The following is a 24,661-nucleotide window of genomic DNA, read 5'->3' as shown; positions in this document are numbered from 1 at the left end:
CTCTGTCATCCCGCGACTTGATCGCGGAATCCATTCTAAAATACTAATATTAGTATTTTAAATTATTTTTTTGGATACCGTGATCAAGCCATGGTATGACATCTTAATAATTTAACTCATCCTTGTTAAAAACCCTTGACTCCTTGATATTCCTATAATATCCTATAATTTCCCATTAAATCCCAAATTAACCCAATGAATGTATTTTTATCTAAGTATGTAAATGGTGTTGATAAAAAGAGTAGGGTGTCGGTGCCGGCGAATTACCGTGCGGTACTAGGGAAAGAATTATTTAACGGTGTAATTGCTTATCCGTCGATTAGGAATAATTGTATAGAGGTGTGTGGTATTTCGCATATCGAGAAATTAAGGCAGATGATAGAGACGCTTGATCCTTATTCCGAGGAGCGTGATGCGTTTGAGACTATGATATTCGGGGAAGCTGTACAACTTTCCTTTGATGGGGAGGGAAGAGTTATATTGCCGCAATCTTTAATGAAGCATGCAGGAATCGAAGAGCAAGCATGTTTTGTAGGTAAAGGGGTGATTTTTGAGATTTGGCAGCCGCAGAATTTTGAGAAATATTTAAATGCCGCTCAAAAAATTGCTCATGAAAAGCGGTTAACTCTAAGGAATGCTCATTAATGATACAATCTCACGTGCCTGTAATGCTAAATGAAATGTTAGAGGCCTTAAGCCCAAAAGATGGTGAGTCTTATTTAGATTGTACGTTTGGAGCAGGAGGATATAGCAAAGCAATATTAGAAAGCTGTAACTGTTATGTCACAGCCTTGGATCGTGATCCAAACGTGATTAAAAGAGCCGAAGAAATTCAGCAAAATTACGGTGAGAGATTTGATTTTGTAGAAACAAATTTTGCGGATAGTTTTGCAAAGCTTAAGGAAAAAAAATTTGATGGGATAGTGCTGGATTTAGGTGTTTCATCAATGCAGTTAGATATAGCAGATAGAGGATTTTCGTTTTTGCATGACGGACCACTCGATATGCGTATGAGCGGGCAAGGGCTTAGTGCCGAGGAGTTTGTAAATACGGCAGAGGAAAAAGAGCTAGCTGACGTAATTTACAAATACGGAGATGAGCGCTTTTCACGAAGAATTGCTAAGAGAATTGTAGAATATAGAAAAACGGCGAGCATTGATAGTACAGGCAAGTTAGCCGAGATTGTTAGAAGTAGTATAGGATTTAGAAAAGGCAAAATTGATCCTGCAACTAAAACCTTTCAAGCCATTAGGATTTATGTAAACGATGAGCTTGGGGAGTTAGAGCAGTTTTTAGTGAATGTAAAAAATATATTAAAGAAAGACGGACGTTTAGTTGTGGTGTCTTTTCACTCTTTAGAAGATAGGATAGTTAAGAATTTCTTTAAAGAAAATTCGGAAAAGCCGGTAGTAAGATCAAAATATGCTAAAGATGACATGACGATTGATCCAAATAAATGGCTTAAGATTATTACTAACAAAGCTCTAGCACCGTCAGATAAAGAAGTAGGGCTAAATATTAGAGCGAGATCGGCAAAACTTCGAGCAGCAAAAGCGATATATGAGTAATGAATTATGAGTATAAGCAAGCTTCACTATTTAACATTATTGATAACAATTATAGCAATATGTAGTTTGTTTAGCATAAAGGAGCGAGTCTCAACTCTTGATTATCAATTAAGTAGTGTTGTAAAACAGATAAATAGTGAGAATAATAATATTCATATTTTAAAAGCAGAGCAAGCTTATCTACTTTTGCCGGCTAGATTGGAAAAACTTGCGGCGGCTTATTTAAAATTAGAAACAGTTAAATCTTATCAAATGATCAAAGATCCGTTAGGGCCAAATATCGATCAAAATATTAAATTTAATCATAATATTAGTATTTCCAAGAGTAGTAAATGGCGTTACAAAAGAATTACAAATAATAAGTATATACAGACTGTTTCGAGTAGAGTGAAGGATACTCGATGAACTTCAAAAATTGGCTATGTCATCCTACTAAGTACTGCGGTACTCACGTATTCAGTATACGCTCCATTTCTTGTCTTGTGGATTCCTTGCTCTTTTTGCAGTTGATCTTCGTATCTTGGTAGGATTGTTGCATGGCTTGGAAAAAGCGTTCGATGTCATTCCCGCGAAAGCGGGAATCTAGGGTAAAGCGAGATAAATCGAGCTTTTCAAAAAATCTTGATTTCAAAGATTTTTTACTTTTCGAATCAAGTTTTGAAAAGGTTTTAAAGTACTGGATTCCCGCTTTCGTGGAAATGACATAAGGATTGCAGAAATATTAGTGTTTGAAACACCATAAATAACATATGAAACAAATTTTGGAAAAATGGAAACCTACAATTAAAAGTCTAACAATTTGGAATGTTTGTAGTAAAAATACAAAAATCCGATTATTAATGGTTATTTGTGTCTTTTCTTTTCTTTTTTGTACTTTATCTTACAGATTGATAATCGTTGCTACGAATGTTTACGATAAAAATATTAATTCCTTTAAAAAAAATCATCAATTTAGAAAAGAAATAGTTGATCGAAACGGTAATTTATTAGCAGTGAACCTACCTTCTGCCTCATTATTTGCTAATCCACAAATAGTACTTGATCCTGAAACTTCCGTAAAAAAGCTAGCAGAAATTTTACCTGATATTAATAAAGCTAAATTACTTGCAGAACTTAAGTCAAATAAAAGCTTTATATGGGTAAAAAGGGATTTACTACCTAGTCAGCAAGAAAAGATCACTAGCCTTGGGTTACTTGGTTTTGAATTTGAAGAAGAGCAGAAACGAATTTATACCTTTTCTAATTTATTGTCGCATGTTGTCGGTTATGTAGGTAGAGACTCGGTAGGGCTTAGTGGCTTAGAGCTCGCTTATGATAAGTATTTAACTAATTCTGATTATGAATTAAACGAACCAAAGAATCGGAAAGAACCGCTTCAATTATCTATTGATATCAGATTACAAAGTATTTTAAGTGAGGAGATTGATAAAACTTTAAAGCAATTTAAGGCCATAGGAGCAGTAGGCATTATTGCTGATCCAAATAATGGCGAGATTTTAGCATTAGTAAATAAGCCTGATTTCGATCCGCATTATCCGAGTTTAGCCAAACCGGAAGAGCTGTTTAATATAGCAAGTCTCGGCATTTACGAAATGGGTTCGGTGTTTAAGGCATTAACTATGGCAGTCGGCTTTGATACCGGTGCAATAAATATGAATGATGCTTATGATATAAGTTATATGAAAGTAGGAGGATTCCAGCTTAAGGATTATACGCCAAGGCAAGGATGGCATAGTGTACCTGAGATTTTTCTATATTCTTCAAATATTGGCACAAGTCAAATTATGCTTGAAATCGGTAAAAGCAATTTTAAAAAATACTTAAAGAAATTAGGTCTATTAGATCAGTTACAAATAGAATTACCTGAACGAGGTACTCCGTTATTTCCTTCCGAGAAAAGATGGAATGAGTTAACGAGTGTTACTATGTCGTATGGCTACGGCATTTCGATTAGCCCTTTGCATTTTGTTAGAGCAATGTTACCGGTTGTTAACGGCGGTACTTTATATGATCTTACTTTATTAAAAAGAAAGGATAAAAAAGTAATAGGTACAAAAGTTTTTAGTGAAAATACCTCCACCCAAATGAAGAAATTATTTAGAGCGGTAGTCAAAGAAGGTAACGGTAAAAGAGCAGAGGTCAAAGGCTATCTTATCGGCGGTAAGACCGGTACGGCAGAAAAACTTTCACAAGGGGCAGGGGGAAAAAAGAAATATCTAAAAAATAGTAGAGCGTCATCGTTTTTAGGTATGCTGCCTGCATCTAACCCGCAATATATTATTTTTATTAGATTTGATGAGCCGAAACCGACTAAAGAAAGCTTTGGCTTTGCAACTGCAAGTTGGACAGCTGCCCCTACTGCCGGTAGAGTATTTGAACGTATGATATCTTTATATGGTTTAGAACCGATAGAACAAAGTGAGGAAGAAAGTTAAAATATTACCTAATAATTATAGATTTTGTCATTGCGAGCAGGCATTGTTGCGTAGATCGGTAAAACCTACTTGATGTCATTCCCGCATATGCGGGAATGACATAAAACGATATGTGCAACAAAAAGCCTAAATTTTCTGGCAATGACGCATTTATAAGCTAAAAAGGAGGTTTTTATATGTCAAAAAATAAAAATATAACAGATAAACTTAGTATACCTATCCCACGGCTTAAGTCTTTTTATCCTACGACAACAATAAATAATATTATATCAAAACAACTATTTATATCCACAAGTTCCGAGGCACAAGAAGAATTAGAGCTTAGCGATAATGATAAAAGACCTAACCCTAGTTGTTGTGAGTTATTGTAGAATCCATATTCATTTTTTAAAACTGTACAAAATAGAAAATTAATTTATATTTTGTATACGGTTGATATGGTTGTTGGGTGGTTGCGATTTTTCTATTGTCACCCCGTGGTTTGACCACGGGGTCCAGTAAAAATGACCACACAAAATGTTGTTTATATAGATCCCGCGATCAAGTCGTGGGATGACAACCTAATTGCCGATCAAGTCGCGGGATGACACAGTACAAAACTATATAACAAAAAACTATTTATGTTAAAGATAAAACAGGAAATATATAAAAATAGCTTACAAATAATATTAAAATTGCTGTTTGCTTTGCTATGTTTTTTTATAATATTATTTCCGTTAGTGAGTTATAAAATAAATATTCAAAGCAGAATCTTTCCGGCGATGGAAATTATATTTATTTATTATTTTATGTCGTTATATTCCTTAAATATTTTTAACATATTTTTTTTCGGTCTATTTATAGATCAAATAAGTGGTATGCCTATCGGTACAAATTCGCTAGTTTTTTTATCGGCATATACGATTTATAAATTATCTTCAAAATATTTTGTAGCTAAAAACTATTTAATAAATTTCATTATTTTTTGCATTTATTGTTTATTTATATTGAATTTTAAATATTTACTAATAACAATCAAGAAGCTAGAAGCAGACGGATATTTAATAATTTTCTTTCAATTTTTAACAACTATATTTTCTTATAATATAATTCGTCTTATACTTGACTCTCCTATGAATTACTTTAAAAAGTATGCTAAATAAGAAAATACTACATGGTGAGTTAATTTCACGAAGAGCCTTTATAATCGGATTAGGTAAACTCGGATTTTTATCGTTGCTTGGAATAAGAATGTTTTATTTACAGCTTATTAAAAGTGAAGAATATAAGACTTTATCGGATAAGAATCGTATTAATTTCGTTGTACTGCCACCGACTAGAGGAAGAATTTACGATTTAGACGGCAATATTTTAGCTACTAATAAACCATGTTATCAGCTAGTAATAGATAGGAGCATTAATAATAATTATAGGGATGAATTAGAAATAATTAGTAATATTCTAAATTTATCTCCGGAAAAATATAATTATATTAAGCAAAAAATTAAAAAATCTAGTCGTCACACTCCTTTAATAATATTTGATCAGCTTGATTGGCAGCAAGTATCAATGATTGAAGAACAAAAGCATAAACTCGCTTCAATATTTATTGATATAGGTTATTTAAGGTTTTATCCTTTTTCAAGCATTACTTCTCATTTAATCGGTTATCTTGGTCAAATAAATGAGCAAGAGAAGCAGGAATTAAATATACATAGTTTAAGCAATTTTAATATCGGTAAATCCGGTATTGAAAAATATTACGATAACAAACTAAGAGGAGCATTTGGTTATAAAAAAGTTGAAGTAAACGCTTACGGTAAGCAGGTAAGAGAAATAGCAGGAACCCCTACTAAATCGGGTGAAGATATGCATTTAAATATCGATGCGTCTCTTCAGCAAAATATCCAGCAATATTTACATCCTAAAGGTTCTTCGGCAATAGTTATGGATACTAAAACCGGAAATGTACTAATTTGTGCTTCCACCCCGGGTTTTGAATCAAATCATTTCAGTAAATTATCGGAAAATTATTGGCAAAGTTTAATGAGTGATCCTTATAAGCCTTTAATTAATAAGGTAATACAAAATTCTTATCCTCCAGGCTCGGTTTTTAAAATAATTACCGTACTTGCAGCCCTTGAAGTAGGCATTAATCCTAATAAAACCGTTTTTTGCGACGGTAGATCTGCTCTTGGTACTAATAGCTTTAGATGTTGGAATCATAGCGGACACGGAACGTTAGATATGATGTCTGCTTTAAAGCATTCTTGTAATATTTATATGTATGAATTAGCAAGAATAGTAGGTCCGGATAAAATTCTTGAAGTTGCAAGAGAATTTGGCCTCGGCTCAAAAACCGGTATTGATTTAGCTCCTGAAAGTAGCGGGTTTGTACCGTCAAAAGAGTGGAAAAAGAAAAAATTAAAGCTTCCTTGGTCAATAGGAGATAGTTTTAATTTAGCAATCGGACAGGGGTTTCTAGGGGTAACGCCGATGCAGCTTGCAAGGTTTATTACAGCTATTGCAAGTAACGGTAAACTGTATACGCCTAGAATATTAAAAAATGATCCGGAATTTTATAATGTCAATATTAAGCCCGAAAATATCACAATAATCCAAGAAAGTTTGTATAATACCGTTAACGTTGCGGGAGGTACGGCGTATTATAATAGAATTTTAGGCAAAAATAGGCAGCTCGCTGGTAAAACCGGTACTGCGCAGGTGCAAGGCAAACTAAATGCTAAAGATGATTTAAGCCGTAAATCTATTGCTTGGGAGAGGCGTAATCATGCCTTGTTCTTAGGCTTCGCTCCTTATCACGATCCTAGTTATTCCGTTACCGTCTTTATTGATCATGGCGGATGCGGTAGTAAAGCCGCCGCCCCTGTAGCTCGTAAAATTATGTCGGAAGTGTTGGATAAGTATTTATAGCTTTTTTCAGTTTGTAGTTTGTGCTATTATGTGTCGTAATGTGTTATTAATTAAAGATAGGTTACAAGATGGCAAAACTGATCCATGCGGGTAATGCTAGCTTTATATAATTATATCTTAACTCATATCAAAAAATACTTTATTTTAGTTAGTAGTTTGTGTTATTAATAACTAGGCTTTGCATACGGAAAATTAAATTAATCTATTTTTTGTTGTAAATCATAAGATTTTTTTGAAATAGGAATAACTATTATTGCAAAAATCTTATTAATTTTCTTTTACAAAACTTAGGAATTATTATAGAGGTATATATATGTCTAAGAAAAAGCAGGACGATCAAATAATAAAAGAATTAGAGGAAAGACTAGCAAAACTTAAAGGTACTCCTCCATCACTTGAAGAATTAGAAGAAAGGTTTGCAAAGCTCCAAGATAGACCTTATATCCCCATAAAAAAATCTGGTAATGAAGTAGACAATCTAATTGAGCAGCTGCAATCTGAGCTTAAACTAGAACAAAAAAGTAAAAGCCTTAATGATCAAAAAGACCAAGCAATACGTGATAGGCTAGATAAATTAAGAGAAGACAGTCCTATAACACAAAAAAAGACACCTATAGATCTTTCTTTTAATGATACTAAATCAATAATTACCGATACTATAGATGCTCAGGCAGATATAGCTAGTTCATATGCTAATCGCTCTACCGAGTTAGAGGAGAAAAAAGCATTACTCCATTTAGCTAATAATCTAACTGAAGCGAGAGATATTATTAGGGATATACCCCCTATATCTAAAGAATATGTGCCTAAACTATTAGATGTTATTGCTAGTGGGTTAGGTAAAATTTATGAAGGAATAAAGAAAATAGCTTCGCCTGCAGTTAATATTATAAAAGAAATAGGTAGTAGTCTTGTTAATTCGATTAAATCACTTCCTCACAAATCTTCCAAGCAACAAATAAAATTAAAGAAGTTATATAGAACATATGTTGATTTGAAAGGAATAAAGCCAAAGATAAAAGAAGAGTTTCTTAAAAAACATTATGAGCGAATTGATCAGCTGCAAACTCCTAAGGAAATATTTGTAGAAACTGCCAAAATTACTAAATCTATAAGGATAGCCGGAAAACAAAAGATAAATACTCTTAAACAACAACAAATTATTAATAGAATGAAGCAGCAAAGTCCTACTACTTTTATAAATAATAATTCATTTACACCGTCTAATACTCCTACTAATAAAGCAAGGTCTTCCAAGAGCAACCAAAGGTAAATGTTATGTTATTCCTGTGAAAGCAGGCATCTAGAAAAATAACCCTTAAATATTGGACAAAATTATACCTTTAACAAAATAAGCATATAAAAAATTTTTTATATGTTTTACTGGATTCCCGCTTTCGCGGGAATGACATAAAGAGCATTTACTGATCCACGCAACAATGCCACGCGGGGATGACATACTGAATGTTCGTATAAGGACCAAGGTATTTAAAGATTATTCTACTACGTTCATTCCGCTTGTCTTAGCTTTATCAAACGAAGTATCTTTAATTGCTGCTTCGGTAAAATCGGCATTTGTTAGGTCGGAGTTATTAAAGCCCGCCTGATCAATTTTAGCTAATTTAAATATACTATCTGTTAATATTGAGTTTGAAAAATCTGTTTTAGTAAGTATTGCTGCAGAAAAATTAGCCTCTTTTAAAATAGAATTTTTTATTACCGTATTTGTTAGGTTAGCATTTTTAAAGATACTATTTGAAAAATCTACTCTATCAAATATTAAGTTGCTCAAGTCAAAATTTGTTAAATTCATATTTGCTAAGTGAGTTATTTTTTGCAAATCTTTTACCGAACTTATTACTATATTATTTGGTAGAATTTTGCTCGAATTATCACTATTTAAAATAATATTATTAGAAATATTAGTATTAATAAAACCGGAATACGCTTGGTAGTTAATATTATTTATTTGCGAATTAGAAAGGACGGAATTAATAACCGCAGTATTTGTTAGATTGGAATTTATTAGAGCTACTTGGTTTAAATTGCCTAAAGTAATTTTAACATCTGAAAAATTTACGTTTTGTATTAAAGATTTAGAGAAATTTATATTATTAAATTGTCCGTTAGTTATATTTGAGTTTATTATTTCACTGCTGTTTAAGTCAGTATTAATCACTATAAATTGTTTAAAATCATTATTGCTAAAAATGTTATTAGTATAGCTAATATTATCTAAAGTAATATTTGAGCCTTTAGTTTTATTAATCCTTACAAAATTAGCATTACTATTTTTTATTGATAAATTATTAAATTTATTATCGTTGAGACTCATATTATTTAATATTGCATTATCGATTTTAAAATGATTTAAAACTGAACTACTAATTGTACTATTTTGTAAATCACATTTAGTAAGGCTAATATTTTGTAATGTTGAATCTTGAAAAGAAGCGTATGAAAAGCAAGAGTTATTACTTTGTACGTTATTAAAATTTACTTCATTAAAAATACTTTGTGTGAAGTTAGAATCCTTAATTATTACTGCTGTTAATGTAGTTTGACTTAGGTTGCTAGATTCAAAATAATTATTAGTAAAATTGGTATTATTTATTACACTTTTTTCTAAATCCGTACCGTAAAATATTGAATTTGTTATATTAGTATTTTTAAAGCTATTATTCTTTAGGTTAGCTTTTTGAAAATTAACACCGTTGATAGTATTATTGCTCCATAATACATGACTAAATTTAGAATTTTCAAAGTTGACATTTATTATAGTAGTTTTATTAAAAGCAGTATCGCTAAAATTTGATTGAACAAAATTTGTATTTTGTAATGTTATATTGTGAAAAATTGAACCTTGAAAGTCAGAATTATATCCGGAAATATTTTTTATTACCGAATCTGCAAAATTACTTTCTTGAATTATAGCATTTGTAAGTATTGCTTTGTCTAAATTGCTACCTGCAAAATCAACACGTAATATTTCGCAGGAAGTCAAATCTATTCCTGATAAATCTTCATTTATTAGCTGTACTCCTATTAATTTTACTCCTTTTAAATTTGAACCGAACTTCTCTTTAAGGTTCACTTTAAGGTTTTTAGCATTTTGTGATATTATATAATTCCGAATTACCGTGCTTTGGCTATCCGTCAGTAATCCGTTCGCATCATGAGTAGATTCGGAGCAGCTACTTAATAACAAATAAATCGTAATTATTGATATGACTTTAAGCATTTGCTTCCTCATATTCTTCTTCGTTTATTCTATTTGTAGGAGGTATATGTAAGCTTAATAATTTTAATTTACGATGCAAAGCCGATCTTTCCATACCGACAAATGAGGATGTTTTTGAAATATTATTATTAAAACGACTCATTTGTGCCGATAGATATTGACGCTCAAAAACTTCTCTAGCTTCTCTAAGCGTCATAGATAACATATCAAAGCTATCTTCAAGTTTTGTAAGATTAGTACTATTTGCTAATATTTCAGAAGGTATCATATAAGGTTTGATAATTTCATTATTACCTGTAGTTAACGGATTCATAATTAAAGTCCATTCAACAACGTTACGTAATTGTCTAATATTGCCCGGCCATTCATAGGATTGAAGAGCAGCAATAGTTTCATCGGCAAAGCTACGTTCTTTTAAACCTGAAAATTTTGAAAGTTGCTTAACAAAATACTTAACGAGTAGCGGTATATCTTCTTTTCTTTCATATAATGAAGGTACTTTTAGAGAGGATACATTAAGGCGATAATATAGATCTTCTAGGAATTTGCCGTTATTAACTTCATCTTGTATATTTTTAGAAGTACCGGTGATAATTTTTATATCAATTTTAATATTTTTTCCGCAAGGTTTTGTAATAGTTTGATCTTTAAGGAATTTTAATAATTTTACTTGGATAGGAATAGGAATATTACTGACCTCATCTATATATAAAGTACCGTTATTGGCAAATTCTAAGATAGTAGGGCGTTTATTATTTGCCTGCTTTTCCGATTCGCCGAATAATTCTTGATTGATTTTTTCCGTAGTCATACAGGTAGGGCTGAGAATAATGAACGGATTATTAGCCCTTTTAGATTGTTTATGAATTAATCTTGCTGCAAGTTCTTTACCACTACCGACTTTACCGTGAATCATTATACGACTGCTAGAGCTAGCTGCCTTTTCTATTGCCATTTTATATTTTAAAGTTACCGAACATCCGCCTACTAATTCAGTTTTATCTATAACCTTTGATTTTAAATCTATATTTTCGCGTTTTAACTTTGTTACTTCACAAGCTCTTGTAAGTAAAATAACTAATTTATCATTATTAAATGGTTTTTCTATATAATCGTAAGCACCCATTTTTATAGCATTTACTGCTGTTTCTATAGTACCGTGACCGCTAATAATTATTACCGGCATTAAAGGATAGCGTTTTTTAATTATCTCTAAAATCCCAAGCCCGTCAATTTCGCTTCCTTGAAGCCAAATATCAAGTATAACTGCAGAGACCGGTTTTTCGGAAAGTATTTTAAGGGCTTGAGTACTATTAGCGGCAACCTTAGGGTTAAAACCTTCATCTTTCAAATTTGCAGCAATGAGATTTCGTATACTCTCTTCATCATCTACTATTAAAACATCTAGTTGTGACATTACAATTTACCTTAAAAATATTAATACTAGGTTCTTACGTACGATTTCTAATGGATTTACTATTTTACGATATTTTTTAGCGAAAATTAATAAGATTTTTGAAAGAATTAGTTATTCATATTTCAAAAAAAATCTTATAATTTGCAGCAAAAAATATCGTAAAATAGTAAATCCATTAGAAATCGTACGTAAGAACCTAAATATATACGTTAATGTCGAATGTAAAAGAAAGCAACATTTTTTTATAACATTTTTGTCACAATAGCTATTTATAATGTAAAGGTTGGCTAAGATTACATAATATTAAAATTATTTAAGGAATTTTAGTTAATTTTATTTGCAGTTTGTAGTGTTATAAATGATTATATATAATGAGAGGGGTAGGATATCCAAGTCGTCATTGCGAGCGACCGACCGTAGGAAGCGTGGCAATCTCATGAAATAATAACAAGCTCCTGAGCTTGCTTCGTCAATTACTTCGTAATTCCCTCGCAATGACGACGACAATTGTGTATCCAACAGTAAAACTGATTTTAAAAATTATGCTTAACATCTTTTTAATTATTATTGCATTATTTATTTGCTTAATAACCTACCTATTTATCAGCAAAACGGATATTTTTACAAATTTATTGATTTTAAATAGCTTCACGACTTTAGTGAGTTTATTGATTTGTTGTTTAGGTTTATACTCAGGCAATAGTTCATATTTGGATATAGCAATTATTTATTTTCTTCTAAGCTTTATAGCAACAAACGGATATTTAAAATATTTCATAAATGAATCGAATGAAAACAAAACAGATTGATAGACATCTTGCCAAATTCGCTTATAGAGAGGAATTTGTAGGAGACACGAAACGCAGCACCGCAGCGTACACAAGCGTACGTGAGGATGCGAGTATCGGATCGACGCACAAATTACCTCTAGAAGTAGAGTTTGGGAAGATGTCTAATACAGTAATTTTAGGATGCGGTCTTAGCGGCATGTTAACGGCGCTTTCTTTTGCACAAAAGGGTATAAAAACTACTATATTCGAGAGTAAATCGGTAAAAAGCCCAGAGTTTTTTAAAGATATAAGAACTACTGCTTTAACACCGCATTCTAAAAATTTCTTATTCTCTATTGATATATGGGAGGCGCTTGAGAAGTTTGTAGCAGAAATGCAAGACATATATGTAGTAGATAATAAGGCTTCAGAGATATTAGACTTACGAAATGACGCTGACGCTGTACTTGGATATGTGGTTAAGAATAGTGACTTTAAAAAAATGCTATTGTCAAAAATAACTAATAATCCGTTGATAACATTAATTGATAATAATCAATATCAAGAGGTTATAAGCCATAATGACTACTCGATTATAAAATTTAATGATAAACAAATTAAGTGTAATTTATTAATTATATGTGACGGAGCAAATTCAAAAGTGAGGTCTCATTACTTTGCTAATGAAATTGAGAAACCTTATCAAACTGCTCTTACATTTAATATTAAGCATGAAAAGCCGCATGAAAATTGTGCTATGGAGCATTTCCTGCCGCTTGGTCCTTTTGCTTTGCTGCCTTTAAAAGATCAATATGCTTCATCCGTAATATGGTCAACTTCTTTTGATCAGGCTGCTTTAATTGTTAATTTGCCTGTAGAAGAAGTGAGGTTTTTAACTCAAAGAAATGCCGGTAATTCCCTAGGTAAAATTACTATTGATAGTGAGATTAGTAGCTTTCCACTAAAAGCCCGTATAGCAAATAGATATTTTCATAACCGTATAGTGCTTATTGCCGACACTGCCCACACAGTACATCCGCTCGCCGGACAAGGGCTTAATCAGGGCATAAAGGATATAGAGATTTTGAGTATGATAGTTAGTAATAATGGCACATTACAAGAATATCAAAAGCTAAGGCAAGAGGATAATTTTATTATGTATAAGCTGACTGATGAGTTAAATAATATTTTTTCAAATTATTCCAAAAATTTAAGATGTTTAAGACAAATAGGATTTAAGGTGATAAATAATTTTAAACCTGTAAAAAACTTGATTGCTAGCTATGCGATGGGGAAGAGGTGAGTGTTCTTTTGTATCATTTCTAGCTAGTTCTGATGTCATTCCCGCGAAAGTGAGAATCCAGTAATCAAGAATCGATAAAAGCATTATCATAGAATGTGAAATAACATAGAACATAATTTTATGAGATATGCGTGAGTAAAGAAAATTTAAGCAGTAAATCATCTATTAATATTCCTGAAGAAGGAATAAAAAATGCAGCAGAAGATAATAAACTTAAATCTTCAATAAATACCCCTGAAAGAGTAGAGCTTTTAGAAGCAGCACAAACAAAAGCTTTTGAGCCTCCACAGGAGAACGGCAATCGTGAAATAAGCCAGCAGGAAAAAGAACGCTGCAAGAGGATAAGGCACTTTACGGTGCTAAAGTTGCTTGTGCCGGAATCGCTGCAAGTGGAGTAGCAATCGAAGTGGTACAGGAGGGCAGTAAAGTTATCTCTAGTCCTATTCATATTAGTAGAAGGAGTAATTAACGTTGGAGAAAAAGTAGCAAAAGCTTATGATCTGGTTGATACACTTCAACAAGGTGCAAAAATTAAAGAAAAAGGTCCCCCAAGTCCTGGTTTAGCCGATAAGGCATTAAATAAAATCAGTACACTACCCGGTGGTGAAACTGCAGCAAATGTTCTAGAGAAAACATATAAAACATTAGGTAGTAAAGCAGTAAGACGTGTGGCTAGAATTGGCGGCGTTGCAGTATCGTTAGTCCTTAATCCTACTCCCGTCGGGGTTGTGGGCTTGCTGCACTTTCTTTATCAGCCGTTGCTTACAATGTTGGAAAAGAAACTTTAGAAGTAAAAGAAGATAAGCGTTTAGATAGAAAGAAAAAACTTTAGAAAATATTAAAGCTAATTATGTGAAGCAAGCAGAGTTAGTAGTTACTACTTGAATAGATAAAGCAAAAGATAGCCCTGAACTTAAAAATGTCTTGGATACTCAATTACCTAAAATTTACCAAGAAAAAGTTGAACCTGAAAAATTAAATACAACTAGAACTAAAGAGATTTTAAAAGTAATACGAGTACTACCTTAGAAACGGTATCTTTAATAGCACAAGCAAGTTCTGTAGGTGGTATTATAGGCGGTTTAGTAGCAGGTGCTATTGGAGGAGGAGCTAATGTAATAGGTGAAGGAGATGCTAATTTAGTGCGTATAAAAAAGATAAAATAAATAGTTTAAAAACATCAATAGGAAATTATGAAGATAAGAAAGACTTGCTTGAAAAAGAAAGGCAAGCAAAAATAGATACCAAAGCATTAGAAGAATTTTTAACTATACCCCCTAAAATTGATCAATTAAGTGAGGGGCAGCTAAGAGAGCATTTTAATGTAACTAGAGCAAAGGTTGCAGCGAGACCTGAATTTGCTCCTCCTGCTAAAAAAACTAATTTTGAAAAAGTTAAATCGGCATTAAAAGTAGGAGTCGGTTATTTTATTGAATCGCAATTTGGTGATTTAAAAGAAATGTACGGTAAACAAGAAGAAACATCTCAATCTTTTATAACTCTAAATGTTAGCAATAAAGTAAAACCCGAGCAAAATAAAGCTCATGAGCAAGCCAACATATGCAAGAGAATTTGTCATGCGGTAAGGGGGTTCGTTATGGTGCTAGCTCACCATCATCACAATCAACACCGAATGCTTCTAAACACCATGAATCTTCAAGAGGATTTTTAATTGTTAATAAAGACTTATAATTACCTTATAGATTATATCTTGCCGCAGAGATGTTTAAGCGGTGCAGAAATACTAGGGGGAGCGGTGAATTTTGTAGCGATTGTTGGAAGAAGCTAGAATTTATAGCAAGATCCTATTGTAGTATATGTGGACAAAGATTTAGTATAAAAATCTTAGATAACTGCATTTGTGGAAATTGTTATAGCAAAAAACCTAATTATGAGTTTGCTCGCAGCTTATTTAAGTGTAATTAGCATAGCAAAAAAATAGTTCATCAGTTTAAATATCAAGATAAGACGATATTTGCTAAGACCTTTGCTAAGCTTTTATATAATAGATATAGCAGTGAGGATATAAAAGATATTGATTTAATCATACCTGTACCTATGAATAGCTTTCAGAGGTTACTACGAATGTATAATCCTGCTTATATTTTAGCTATGGAAATTGTAAAAGTTACCGATAAAATGTTAAAAGCTGATATTTTAACTAAAGCAAAATGGACTAAGTCTCAGACTTTTCTCTCACGAAAACAACACAAAAATAATATAAAGGGTAGTATCAAATTTAACACAAAGTATAATATTGTAAGTAAAAAAATCTTATTAGGTGATGATGTCGTTACCACTGCTGTTACTGTAAATGAATGTGCTAAAATTTTACTACAAGCTGGGGGTGGCGTCGGTCAAAGTCTTAAGTGTTGCTATGACATAACGTCATTGCAAGGGGACGTGGTTGTGTATATCGAAAAACACACTCGATGTCATCCCGTGGCTTGACCACGGGATCCAAAAAATAATAAAAAATTTTAGTATTTTTAACTGGACCCCATGGTCAAGCCACGGGGTAACACAGAAGGTAACGTATGAAATAAAAAAAGTTTGTGTTATCGGTGCAGGAGTAATGGGTTCAGGGATTGCAACGTTAATTGCTAATTCCTCTTATAAAGTAGTGCTGCTTGATATTATCGCTAAAGATTCCGATGATCCTAATAAAATAGTTAAAACCGCTAAAGAAAATTTGCATAAACAAAAACCTCCACCTTTATCTTTTCCTGATAAAGCAAATTTCATTACCATCGGTAATTTAGAATATGATTTAGATTTAATTAAAGAATGTGATTTAGTGATTGAAGTTATTGTTGAGAAGTTAGAAATCAAACACCAATTATATAATAAAATTATTCCTTATCTTAAAGAAGATGCAATTATTGCTTCTAATACCTCTACATTACCGCTTAAAAGACTCAAAGAGAATTTATCAGATAATATTAAATCTAGATTCGTTATTACGCATTTCTTCAATCCGCCAAGATAATATGGAACTGCTTGAGTTAATTATAGATCCTACGATAAAGGCTGAAGTAATAGAAAGAGTATCAGAGTTCTTAACGAAAACGCTTGGTAAAATTATAGTAAAATGTAATGATACGCCTGGTTTTATTGCTAATATAGTAGGGTGTTTTTTACTTGAATTAGTAGCCTGTAAAGCGATAAGTCAGAATCTTGATGTTGCTACTATAGATAAAATATTTACTACATTTTTAGGGCTGCCAAGTACCGGAATTTTCGGTTTATATGATCTAATCGGGTATGACGTAATGAAGTTAATTTCAAGTTCATTACTTACCTCTCTTCCTGCAAATGATGCTTATCATAAAATATATGTAAAGACCCCTGTTCTTGATAAGATGATAGAAGAAGCAGTTAATTGGACGTAAAGGTGACTGTGGATTTTATCGTTTATCGGTATCAAATGGCAAAAAGATTAAAGAAGTTATCAATATAAACGACTTATAATATAGTCCTGTTCAAAAAGTAGATATTTTAATCTTGATGCGCTTCTTGTAAGTGATTCGGTTTACGGTAAATTTTTTACTGCAATTATCAAGGAATTTTATGTTTATTTAGCAAGTCTAGTTCCGTCGGTTACGGATAATATTTATGATATCGATGCTGCTATGAAGCTTGGTTACAGCTGGAAATATGGTCCATTTGAATTATTAACTATAACTGCTAAAAACGGTTGGAATGCGGTAATTAAAAATGCCGATTTAATGCATATCCCACTTCCGCAATATTTAGCCAATAAAGAATATCAAAAAATCGATAAACAAAAATTTAATTCTCACAAAGATATTTTACAAGAAAGTCAGATAGTATTGGAGAATAGCTCAGCAAAATTAATACTTTATCAAGATGTTTTGATTTTTGTTATTACTACAAAAATGAATTGTTTAAATCATGAGGTGTTTTATTTACTACAAGAAGCAGCAAGTAAAGCCGAAAATGATGGTAAAAATCTTTATATTTATCCGCAAGGAAATAATTTTTCTGCCGGTGCTGATTTAAAACTTCTTCTTTCTTATATTGAAGATAAGAATTTTCACGATCTAGAGAATTTACTAAAGCTGGGACAGCAAACCATGCTCCACTTAAAATATTCCTCTGTACATGTTATTAGCTTGTGGTCTTGGTGTGTGGCACTTGGAGTTGGTTTAGTACCCGGGTGGGGCGGTGTTACCGCAATGTTTGCTCGAAGTAATGGTAATAAAACTAAACTCATTAGAAATATCAGCAATATTATAGAGAAGAATAAAACAAGTTCAGCCGATTACTTTAAAGCAGATTATGATGTAGAGAATATGCACGTAAATATGAACAAGCATTATATTTTAGAGGAAGCTTTAAAATTAAACCTACCTAAAAAGATAGTACCGATTCCGCATAAAATTACTTATAATTCTTGCAATTGGCTTTTAATATCAGACAAATTCATGCCCTTTGCATATAAGGATATTATCTTTTGCTCTAATCCATCTATTCTTGTTTGTTTCTTTGAAACTATTAGCGGCTCAAACTTACCTTGTCTGTCTCTTGGAATATTTAGCTCTATAGAGCCATTCTCACTGATCAGATTCTTACTAAAACTACCATTCCTCGCATTCTCAGTGCCAGCTCTATCATACTTGCTGTAACCTAAATGCTCTGACATCTCAGCCTGCAGTGCTCTTGCTAAAATACCCTTAGTTAATTCCTTAATTAATCCATTCTGACTAAGTACTGTCTTTAAATCTGCTCCTCCTTCTATTAGTAGATCTATTGCTTCATTTATTTTTTTATTCTTCTCTGTCTCCATTGCTGTTACCTATATTTTTAATTACTTCTTAATATAGGCTCATTAATAATTTACACAATCATTGCAAAAGACTCAAACTTACACAGAACTTATGACATACCCCAATCTCCTTATAAAATAATTATTAACTATAATTATCAGATTCTTATATGCAGAAATTCTTCATTACCCTTGGATTACTTACAACCATAATCACCAGGTAGAAGACGCCATTGGCAACCTGTTCTAACAATAAACCATATTGCTTCAATAAACTGTCTCATTTTTTCTTCATTTTTGTTGTGTATACCATTTCTTTCCTTAAAAAATGATAAAATTACTTCCCATGCTTGTTCTTCTATGTAATACTTCATATCGGTAGTTCTTTTTTTGATAACTAGAAACTACCATTTCTTCTTACTATGGCAACTTTTTTATCACACCTTCCTAACTTTAATTTTTGTCAACAGAACCTAATAAAAAAAGTTATATGATGATGTCTTTAATAACTTCTTTAATGAAATAGCTTCTTTTTCTTATCCTTCCTCTTACAATGAAAGAATGTTATCACCAAGAACTGATATTATGGAAAATGACTCTGAGTATAATCTAGAAATGGAATTACCAGGCATCACACAAGATAATATTGATCTAAAAATAGACAGTAACATCCTAACTATTGAAGGTAAAAAAGAACAATCTCTGAAAAGAAAGATCAAATTATCATATGCAAGAACGATATTATGGTCTTTCTACCGTTCTATTAGTTTACCATCTAATATTGATGAAGAACATATAGAAGCACAATTTAAGGATGGTATCTTATCTATTAAAATACCTAAAAAAGAACAAAGTAAAGCTAAAAAAATTAAAGTAACTTAAAAAAAACTATATTATATAATGTAAATAGTAGAATCCATACTCTGGGTTCTACTTTAATACAAGACTCATTGTACCCTTCCTTTACCCGGAAGATGAGAATATGAATATCACTCAACAAAATCTATGCGATTATTTTTATAACTTACTTATCTTCTATTTTGTGCTATAATATAATGCACATACAAATATTGGTAGTTAATCATGGCAGTTTCAAAGTTCCTCGATCCTAAAAATGATGTCGCCTTCAAGAAAATCTTTGGTTCTGAAAAGAACAAAGACATTCTTATTCACTTTATTAATGATATCATGGGATTTAAAGATAATGAACAAATACAGGATGTTACTTTCTTAAGTCCTGTCCAAGACCCTGATATTGCTTATAAAAAACAATCTCTCGTCGATGTCCTTTGTAAAGCTCAAAATGGTACGCAAATCATCGTAGAAATGCAGTCTCCCCTTCTAAAGGCTTTGAGAAAAGAGCTCAATATTATGCGCTAAAGCTATTCCGACAACTATCCCAAGGACAAAAACAAGAGGCTCTATGCTAACCTAAGGAAGTATCTTTATTGCTATTAGTGATTATATTATCTTCCCTGATAAACTGATTATATCTCTCATCATGTTATCCTAGATAAATTACTTTTGAACATGATTAAAGGATTTCTCTTTTAGCTTTATTGAACTACCTAAATTTAATATAGATAAAATTGAAGACCTAAAAACTATTACTGAAAAATGGTGCTATTTCTTTAAGTATGCTGCTAACACAAGTGAAGCTGACCTGCAGAAAATTATAGGTAGTGATCTTGTAGTAGGGCGTGCCTATGAAGCATTAAATCAGTTTAACTGGAATGAAGCAGAACTTCTTGCCTATGAGCAGGAAATTAAACGCATCATGGATAACAAAGCTGTCGAAGATTTTATGATTGAATCAGCTGAAGCTAGAGGCAAAGCTAGAGGTATGCAGATCAGTAGAAATGAGGGTATGCAGATCGGAGAAGCTAGAGGAAAAGTTGAAGGAGAATATAATAAATCAATAGAAATAGCAAAGAATATACTTGCTGCCGGCTCTGATTATGATTTTATTGCTAAAGTTACTGGTCTTTCTATTGATGAAATCAACAAACTAAGAAATGAGTAGTAAAACGTTATGCAAACTGCAAGATCTACATTAAAGCTTAAAATGCCGGTGCAAGCTATTCTACCTCAGATACCACAAAAACAAGTAGTAGTAATAGATAAGCGTGCATTGCAACAAAAAACTGCTAATGCTCAATCTACTAAAGATATCGAACCTAATTCTCAAAACAATAAAACTACAAAAGTCCAAACATTAACTGCTGAGCAACAAGAAGCTCTTAAAGCTAAACTTACAAGATGGAAAGAGGAATACAAACAAATCTTAAAATTACTGCAAACAAAATACCCTCTATGTTTCACAATGAAAGCCAAACCTCTAGCTATAGGTATTCATAAAGAAATTATAGATGCAGAAAAAGAGCACTTTTCAAACCAACAAATTCGTAAATTCTTTAAAAGATATTGCTCTGATAAAAGATATAAAAAACTGAAAATTCAAGGACTAAGTAGAACAAAACCTATAAATTTTCTGCCCAAATTTCATTGGGGGTTTTATAACCAAAAATCTTTCTTGGCATGTTATTTAAAATCTCAGCAATATTGTCAAGAGCTCTTTGTGTAACGGTTGTAATATCTGTATTTTTAGGTAAAATTCTATGAATCATAGAATTCATTTTCTCCACTAGTGCTTTTTGTCTAGGGCGGTATGGATCACAAAAGAAAGTTTGAAACCCAGATAGTCTATAAGCAAGATGCCCTACAAACTCTTTGCCATTATCCATAGTAATAGTCTTTCTAACACTACTTGGCAGAGTTTTGATCTTTTTTAAAAACCCAGTGGTAACTGTTTTAGCTCTCTTGGAGTTATTCAGCACTAAAATAATCTTTTGACTCTTTTTATCCACCAGCACACCGATATTCATACTTTGATTACCTTTATGAAATGTAAGATCTGCCTCAAAATGCCCTACTTCTAGCTTTTGCATTGCTATTGCATCACGCTGATGTATTGAGATCCTTTGTGGTATAATGATCCTTTGATGCCTTGTCCCCCTTTCTTGCCTTTTATATCTTTTAGACGGTAAATAGCTATATAACTTTAATTTAGCTGCAACTGGAGAAGTGTAGACGAATCTATATATACTTTCTGTACTGATACAACAAGCTGTATTTTTGTCCAGTTTTAACTTTCCGGCTATAGCATCCGGTGACCATTTCTTGTGAATCATAGCATTTTTGATATAATTTAACAAAATAGGTAACTTCTCTATTTTTAATAACTCTTGCTGTTGCATCCTTTTTTTATATTGTTCCTGAGCCACACAAGGCATATACTTACCTTTTACTGACTTTGTTCGGAAGGGTTTTTAGCATATTTGCTATAACATAGCGTAAGTTTTCTAGTATATAGCAGTCTATTAAACCATATTGGGTCATGCCATTCAATACATTCTATACCAATATGGTTAACTAATTCTTAGTAATTCTAATGGCTGGTCTGTTATTTAAATATGCACTTACTTTGTAGTAAACTCAACTTAAATTTAATCATCTAATTCTTCAATTTGCTTTTTAGTTAAGCCAGTAGATTCAGATATTATCGTAATTGCTACTCCTGATCTTTTTAAGTTTCTTGCTATTGCTATTTTTTCTTCAGTTTTTCCGATCTGCATACCTCTAGCTTCAGCGGATTCAATCATGAAATCTTCAACAGCTTTGTTATCCAAGATACGTTTAATTTCTTGTTCATAGGCAAGAAGTTCTGCTTCATTCCAGTTAAACTGATTTAATGCTTCATAGGCACGCCCTACTACAAGATCACTACCTATAATTTTCTGCAGGTCAGCTTCACTTGTGTTAGCAGCATATTTAAAGAAATAACACCATTTTTCAATAATTGTTTGTAAATCTTCTATTTTATCTATAGTAAATTTAGGTAGCTCAATAAAACTAAAAGAAAAATCTTTTAAATCATGTTCAAAGGTAATTTTATCTAATATTACATGATGAGAGATATAATCAGCTTTATCAGGGAAGATAATATAATCACTAATAGCAATAAAGATTACTTCCTTAAGGTTAGCATAGAGACCGTCTTGTTTTTGTCCTTGTGATAGTTGTCGTGAATAAGCTTTAGCAGCATAATATTGAGCTCTTTTCTCAAAGCCTTTAGAAGGGGAGACTTGCATTTCTACGATGATTTGCGTACCATTGTGAGCTTTACAAAGGACATCGATGAGAGATTGTTTTTTATAAGCAATATCAGGGTCTTGGACAGGATTTAAGAAAGTAACATCCTGTATTTGTTCTGCATCTTTAAATTCCATGATGTCATTAATAAAATGAATAAGAATATCTTTGTTTTTTTCAGAACCGAAGATTTTCTTGAAGGCGATATCGTTTTTAGGGTCTAGAAATTTTGAAACTGCCATTGTGCATTGTTACTTCTTATTATATCATATTATTATATCATATAAATTTATGGTAAGTAAGCATAAATTTGTTTTAAACAATTCTGGGTTTGTTTAGAGGTTATGATTTCTGATACGCATAATGGTTTGCCTGTTTGTATTAAAATATCTTGCAATAGATGCAATAGTTTTGTCATCTTGTAGTTGCTGTATAACCTGTTTTTTTGTAATTCTGTTAAAATTTGTGGTCGTCCGAGAGTTTTACCATGTAATTTAGCTCTCGCAAGCCCGGATTGAGTACGCTCTATTAACAAATCACGCTCAAATTGAGCAATAGCATCAATTACTCCCATAGTCATTTTTCCAGCTGAACTGGTAAGATCAACGCCCCCAAGTGCAAGATAATGAACTTTAATTCCTATTTTCTCTAATTTATTAACTGTGATGCTTACATCAATAGCATCACGTCCTCATCGGTCTAGCTTAGTTACCACCAATACATCATTTTTCTCCATCTTATCTAGTAACTTTGCAAATCCTTGGCGTTGTGCTATAGGCATTGATCCGGATATAGTTTCAACAATTATTCTGTGTGACTCGATGGTAAAACCTGCTGATTCAATTTCCCTGATTTGATAGTCCCTTTGGAGGTACAAACCTCCATCTTCCAGATGGAGAAGCTTTAGCTTGCCATGTGCGCCATGATGCGTTATTAACCCACCAATTAAATACCTGACATAATAATTGCAAATACTAAAGTATAATGTTAGAATAAAATCATGCTAAAAAAAGAAGATTTTAGGACATTATCAACGAGTGCACAAGCAGCTTTAAGAAAAGTTGCATTAAGAGCAATTGATAAAGGAGAAAAACAATTAGATGTAGCAAGTCTTATAGGAGTAACACGTCAGACTATTAATAACTGGGTGAGCAAAAGAAGAAGAGGTGATAAATATGCAGTAACTGGAAAGTCTAGAGGAAGAAAGACAGGAGAAAAAAGAATAATAAACGAAATGCTGTGTAAAAAAATACAAGATTATATAAATAACTCTAGACCAGAAGATCACAATATTAAATCTGCACTATGGTCAAGAAAATCTATTAATACCCTAATTAAAAAATACTGTGGTTTCTTTTTACCATTAAGCACGATTGGAGAATATTTAAGAAGATGGGGATATACTGCACAAAAACCAAAGAAATTAGCTTATGAACAACAGCCAAAACAAGTTCAAGTATGGCTAGATGAAAAATATCCTGCAATAGTAAAACAAGCACAAATGGAACAAGCAGAAATACACTGGGGTGATGAAGTGGGAATAAAATCAGAATGTCAGGTGTTACAAAGCTATTCTTTAAAAGGCAAAACACCCGTAGTTATTCATAAATCAAAACGATTTACTATAAATATGATATCAACTGTTACGAACAATGGAAAACTAAGGTTCATGTTATATGAAGATACACTAAAAACAGATATATTTATAGAATTTCTAAGAAGATTAGTTAAATATGCAAAAAGGAAGATCTTTTTAATATTAGACAATTTAAAAGTACATCATAGTAAAAAAGTATACAACTGGACAAATAAGCATAAAGATAAAATTTCTTTGTTTTTTTTTGCCTCCTTATACTCCACAACATAATCCAGATGAATACTTAAATAATGACTTAAAAAGCAATGTAAATAGAAAAGATATACCTCTTACAAAAGATGAGTTAAAACACAATCTTAAATCTTATTTACGTTGCTTACAGAACAATCCTAAACATATACAAAAATTATTCCAAGCTGATAATGTTAAATATGCCTCTTAAGTCAGGTATTTAATTGGTGGGTTAATAACCTACG

Annotated in this window: 23 protein-coding genes and 4 pseudogenes; 20 read left to right on the top strand and 7 right to left on the bottom strand. The window is 32.1% G+C overall.

Annotation, left to right across the window (positions count from 1 at the left end):
• The first annotated feature begins 195 nt into the window (after nt 1-195).
• The 8 genes from mraZ to RAT170B_RS06855 all read left to right on the top strand — a co-directional run bounded on the left by mraZ (nt 196) and on the right by RAT170B_RS06855 (nt 8,189).
• Entirely contained in the window at nt 196-645 is a 450-nt protein-coding gene (gene mraZ / locus RAT170B_RS06890; protein ID WP_010977464.1) for a division/cell wall cluster transcriptional repressor MraZ, read from the top strand.
• Nucleotides 645-1,568: a 16S rRNA (cytosine(1402)-N(4))-methyltransferase RsmH gene (gene rsmH / locus RAT170B_RS06885; protein WP_014014498.1), complete on the top strand. Its 924-nt coding sequence runs from the start codon at nt 645-647 to the stop codon at nt 1,566-1,568. Before mraZ ends, rsmH begins: the two co-directional genes overlap by 1 nt.
• 6 nt (nt 1,569-1,574) lie before the next feature.
• Nucleotides 1,575-1,973: a hypothetical protein gene (locus RAT170B_RS06880; protein ID WP_014014497.1), complete on the top strand. Its 399-nt coding sequence runs from the start codon at nt 1,575-1,577 to the stop codon at nt 1,971-1,973.
• A 344-nt stretch (nt 1,974-2,317) separates the two neighbouring features.
• On the top strand, nt 2,318-4,003 hold the full coding sequence (locus tag RAT170B_RS06875; protein ID WP_014014496.1) for a peptidoglycan D,D-transpeptidase FtsI family protein: 1,686 nt from the start codon (nt 2,318-2,320) through the stop codon (nt 4,001-4,003).
• A gap of 176 nt (nt 4,004-4,179) precedes the next feature.
• Nucleotides 4,180-4,374 (top strand): hypothetical protein, encoded by a 195-nt coding sequence (locus tag RAT170B_RS06870; protein ID WP_045805970.1) that lies wholly within the window; start codon nt 4,180-4,182, stop codon nt 4,372-4,374.
• 249 nt (nt 4,375-4,623) lie between these two features.
• Nucleotides 4,624-5,145: a hypothetical protein gene (locus tag RAT170B_RS06865; protein ID WP_045805969.1), complete on the top strand. Its 522-nt coding sequence runs from the start codon at nt 4,624-4,626 to the stop codon at nt 5,143-5,145.
• On the top strand, nt 5,135-6,916 hold the full coding sequence (mrdA, locus tag RAT170B_RS06860; RefSeq protein WP_045805968.1) for a penicillin-binding protein 2: 1,782 nt from the start codon (nt 5,135-5,137) through the stop codon (nt 6,914-6,916). Before RAT170B_RS06865 ends, mrdA begins: the two co-directional genes overlap by 11 nt.
• Nucleotides 6,917-7,229: 313 nt before the next feature.
• Nucleotides 7,230-8,189 (top strand): hypothetical protein, encoded by a 960-nt coding sequence (locus RAT170B_RS06855; protein WP_045805967.1) that lies wholly within the window; start codon nt 7,230-7,232, stop codon nt 8,187-8,189.
• 222 nt (nt 8,190-8,411) lie between these two features.
• Here the strand turns inward: RAT170B_RS06855 and RAT170B_RS06850 are convergent, their stop codons facing one another.
• Nucleotides 8,412-10,157, bottom strand: a complete 1,746-nt coding sequence (locus RAT170B_RS06850) for a pentapeptide repeat-containing protein (RefSeq protein ID WP_045805966.1) — start codon at nt 10,155-10,157, stop codon at nt 8,412-8,414.
• A complete protein-coding gene (locus RAT170B_RS06845; RefSeq protein WP_045805965.1) occupies nt 10,150-11,574 on the bottom strand; it encodes a sigma-54-dependent transcriptional regulator in 1,425 nt (474 codons plus the stop codon). Before RAT170B_RS06845 ends, RAT170B_RS06850 begins: the two co-directional genes overlap by 8 nt.
• 542 nt (nt 11,575-12,116) lie before the next feature.
• Between RAT170B_RS06845 and RAT170B_RS06840 the strand changes: the two genes are divergently transcribed.
• The 8 genes and pseudogenes from RAT170B_RS06840 to RAT170B_RS12275 all read left to right on the top strand — a co-directional run.
• A complete protein-coding gene (locus RAT170B_RS06840; protein WP_014014489.1) occupies nt 12,117-12,383 on the top strand; it encodes a monovalent cation/H+ antiporter complex subunit F in 267 nt (88 codons plus the stop codon).
• On the top strand, nt 12,364-13,647 hold the full coding sequence (gene ubiH / locus RAT170B_RS06835; protein WP_045805964.1) for a 2-octaprenyl-6-methoxyphenyl hydroxylase: 1,284 nt from the start codon (nt 12,364-12,366) through the stop codon (nt 13,645-13,647). Before RAT170B_RS06840 ends, ubiH begins: the two co-directional genes overlap by 20 nt.
• A 131-nt stretch (nt 13,648-13,778) precedes the next feature.
• A complete protein-coding gene (locus tag RAT170B_RS06830; protein WP_045805963.1) occupies nt 13,779-14,045 on the top strand; it encodes a hypothetical protein in 267 nt (88 codons plus the stop codon).
• Between the two features lie 132 nt (nt 14,046-14,177).
• Nucleotides 14,178-14,479: pseudogene (locus RAT170B_RS12280) on the top strand (hypothetical protein).
• 378 nt (nt 14,480-14,857) lie between these two features.
• Nucleotides 14,858-15,319: a hypothetical protein gene (locus tag RAT170B_RS06820; RefSeq protein WP_045805962.1), complete on the top strand. Its 462-nt coding sequence runs from the start codon at nt 14,858-14,860 to the stop codon at nt 15,317-15,319.
• Between the two features lie 122 nt (nt 15,320-15,441).
• Nucleotides 15,442-15,573, top strand: coding sequence for a hypothetical protein (locus RAT170B_RS11825; protein ID WP_261368773.1), 132 nt, complete (start codon nt 15,442-15,444; stop codon nt 15,571-15,573).
• Nucleotides 15,574-15,732: 159 nt separating this feature from the next.
• A complete protein-coding gene (locus tag RAT170B_RS06815; RefSeq protein ID WP_045805980.1) occupies nt 15,733-16,098 on the top strand; it encodes a ComF family protein in 366 nt (121 codons plus the stop codon).
• A gap of 124 nt (nt 16,099-16,222) precedes the next feature.
• Nucleotides 16,223-18,071, top strand: a pseudogene (locus RAT170B_RS12275) (3-hydroxyacyl-CoA dehydrogenase NAD-binding domain-containing protein); the annotation flags it as partial.
• Here RAT170B_RS12275 and RAT170B_RS12480 read toward each other — a convergent pair.
• A complete protein-coding gene (locus tag RAT170B_RS12480; protein WP_082068708.1) occupies nt 18,056-18,457 on the bottom strand; it encodes a transposase in 402 nt (133 codons plus the stop codon). The pseudogene RAT170B_RS12275 and the gene RAT170B_RS12480 sit on opposite strands and share 16 nt — an antisense overlap.
• A gap of 176 nt (nt 18,458-18,633) precedes the next feature.
• Nucleotides 18,634-18,810 (bottom strand): IS5 family transposase, encoded by a 177-nt coding sequence (locus RAT170B_RS09220; RefSeq protein ID WP_082068707.1) that lies wholly within the window; start codon nt 18,808-18,810, stop codon nt 18,634-18,636.
• Between the two features lie 211 nt (nt 18,811-19,021).
• Between RAT170B_RS09220 and RAT170B_RS06795 the strand changes: the two genes are divergently transcribed.
• From RAT170B_RS06795 to RAT170B_RS06780, 3 genes and pseudogenes are all read left to right on the top strand, one after another.
• Complete coding sequence (locus RAT170B_RS06795; RefSeq protein ID WP_186786305.1) at nt 19,022-19,318, top strand: Hsp20/alpha crystallin family protein; 297 nt, start codon at nt 19,022-19,024, stop codon at nt 19,316-19,318.
• Nucleotides 19,319-19,519: 201 nt separating this feature from the next.
• Nucleotides 19,520-20,459 (top strand): annotated as a pseudogene (locus RAT170B_RS12475) (Rpn family recombination-promoting nuclease/putative transposase).
• 9 nt (nt 20,460-20,468) lie between these two features.
• Nucleotides 20,469-21,020 (top strand): ProQ/FINO family protein, encoded by a 552-nt coding sequence (locus tag RAT170B_RS06780; RefSeq protein ID WP_045805958.1) that lies wholly within the window; start codon nt 20,469-20,471, stop codon nt 21,018-21,020.
• On the opposite strand, the gene RAT170B_RS06775 is transcribed toward RAT170B_RS06780, so the two are convergent.
• The 3 genes and pseudogenes from RAT170B_RS06775 to RAT170B_RS06765 form a co-directional block, all read right to left on the bottom strand.
• The gene (locus RAT170B_RS06775) at nt 20,917-21,729 is read right to left on the bottom strand and encodes an IS30 family transposase (protein WP_045805957.1); all 813 of its coding nucleotides are present in this window, start codon (nt 21,727-21,729) and stop codon (nt 20,917-20,919) included. The genes RAT170B_RS06780 and RAT170B_RS06775 overlap by 104 nt on opposite strands.
• A 213-nt stretch (nt 21,730-21,942) precedes the next feature.
• A complete protein-coding gene (locus RAT170B_RS06770) occupies nt 21,943-22,830 on the bottom strand; it encodes an Rpn family recombination-promoting nuclease/putative transposase (protein ID WP_045805956.1) in 888 nt (295 codons plus the stop codon).
• A 47-nt stretch (nt 22,831-22,877) separates the two neighbouring features.
• Nucleotides 22,878-23,465: pseudogene (locus RAT170B_RS06765) on the bottom strand (recombinase family protein).
• Between the two features lie 123 nt (nt 23,466-23,588).
• On the opposite strand from RAT170B_RS06765, the gene RAT170B_RS06760 reads away from it, so the two are divergent.
• On the top strand, nt 23,589-24,455 hold the full coding sequence (locus tag RAT170B_RS06760; protein WP_052691994.1) for an IS630 family transposase: 867 nt from the start codon (nt 23,589-23,591) through the stop codon (nt 24,453-24,455).
• The last annotated feature ends 206 nt before the right edge of the window (nt 24,456-24,661 follow it).

Source organism: Rickettsia argasii T170-B (assembly GCF_000965185.1).
In the GTDB taxonomy this organism is placed as follows: Bacteria; Pseudomonadota; Alphaproteobacteria; order Rickettsiales; family Rickettsiaceae; genus Rickettsia; species Rickettsia rickettsii.
This window is presented reverse-complemented; position numbering and strand designations above follow the sequence as displayed.

Coding starts and splice junctions, on each gene's coding strand:
- RAT170B_RS06770 (WP_045805956.1), bottom strand. CDS start 22,830: ATGGCAGTTTCAAAATTTCTAGACCCTAAAAACGATATCGCCTTCAAG.
- RAT170B_RS12480 (WP_082068708.1), bottom strand. CDS start 18,457: ATGGAGACAGAGAAGAATAAAAAAATAAATGAAGCAATAGATCTACTA.
- RAT170B_RS06870 (WP_045805970.1), top strand. CDS start 4,180: ATGTCAAAAAATAAAAATATAACAGATAAACTTAGTATACCTATCCCA.
- RAT170B_RS06795 (WP_186786305.1), top strand. CDS start 19,022: ATGGAAAATGACTCTGAGTATAATCTAGAAATGGAATTACCAGGCATC.
- RAT170B_RS06880 (WP_014014497.1), top strand. CDS start 1,575: ATGAGTATAAGCAAGCTTCACTATTTAACATTATTGATAACAATTATA.
- RAT170B_RS06875 (WP_014014496.1), top strand. CDS start 2,318: ATGAAACAAATTTTGGAAAAATGGAAACCTACAATTAAAAGTCTAACA.
- ubiH (WP_045805964.1), top strand. CDS start 12,364: ATGAAAACAAAACAGATTGATAGACATCTTGCCAAATTCGCTTATAGA.
- rsmH (WP_014014498.1), top strand. CDS start 645: ATGATACAATCTCACGTGCCTGTAATGCTAAATGAAATGTTAGAGGCC.
- mrdA (WP_045805968.1), top strand. CDS start 5,135: ATGCTAAATAAGAAAATACTACATGGTGAGTTAATTTCACGAAGAGCC.
- mraZ (WP_010977464.1), top strand. CDS start 196: ATGAATGTATTTTTATCTAAGTATGTAAATGGTGTTGATAAAAAGAGT.
- RAT170B_RS06845 (WP_045805965.1), bottom strand. CDS start 11,574: ATGTCACAACTAGATGTTTTAATAGTAGATGATGAAGAGAGTATACGA.
- RAT170B_RS09220 (WP_082068707.1), bottom strand. CDS start 18,810: ATGAAGTATTACATAGAAGAACAAGCATGGGAAGTAATTTTATCATTT.
- RAT170B_RS06840 (WP_014014489.1), top strand. CDS start 12,117: ATGCTTAACATCTTTTTAATTATTATTGCATTATTTATTTGCTTAATA.
- RAT170B_RS06865 (WP_045805969.1), top strand. CDS start 4,624: ATGTTAAAGATAAAACAGGAAATATATAAAAATAGCTTACAAATAATA.
- RAT170B_RS06775 (WP_045805957.1), bottom strand. CDS start 21,729: ATGCCTTGTGTGGCTCAGGAACAATATAAAAAAAGGATGCAACAGCAA.
- RAT170B_RS06855 (WP_045805967.1), top strand. CDS start 7,230: ATGTCTAAGAAAAAGCAGGACGATCAAATAATAAAAGAATTAGAGGAA.
- RAT170B_RS06760 (WP_052691994.1), top strand. CDS start 23,589: ATGCTAAAAAAAGAAGATTTTAGGACATTATCAACGAGTGCACAAGCA.
- RAT170B_RS06815 (WP_045805980.1), top strand. CDS start 15,733: ATGTATAATCCTGCTTATATTTTAGCTATGGAAATTGTAAAAGTTACC.
- RAT170B_RS06850 (WP_045805966.1), bottom strand. CDS start 10,157: ATGCTTAAAGTCATATCAATAATTACGATTTATTTGTTATTAAGTAGC.
- RAT170B_RS06780 (WP_045805958.1), top strand. CDS start 20,469: ATGCAAACTGCAAGATCTACATTAAAGCTTAAAATGCCGGTGCAAGCT.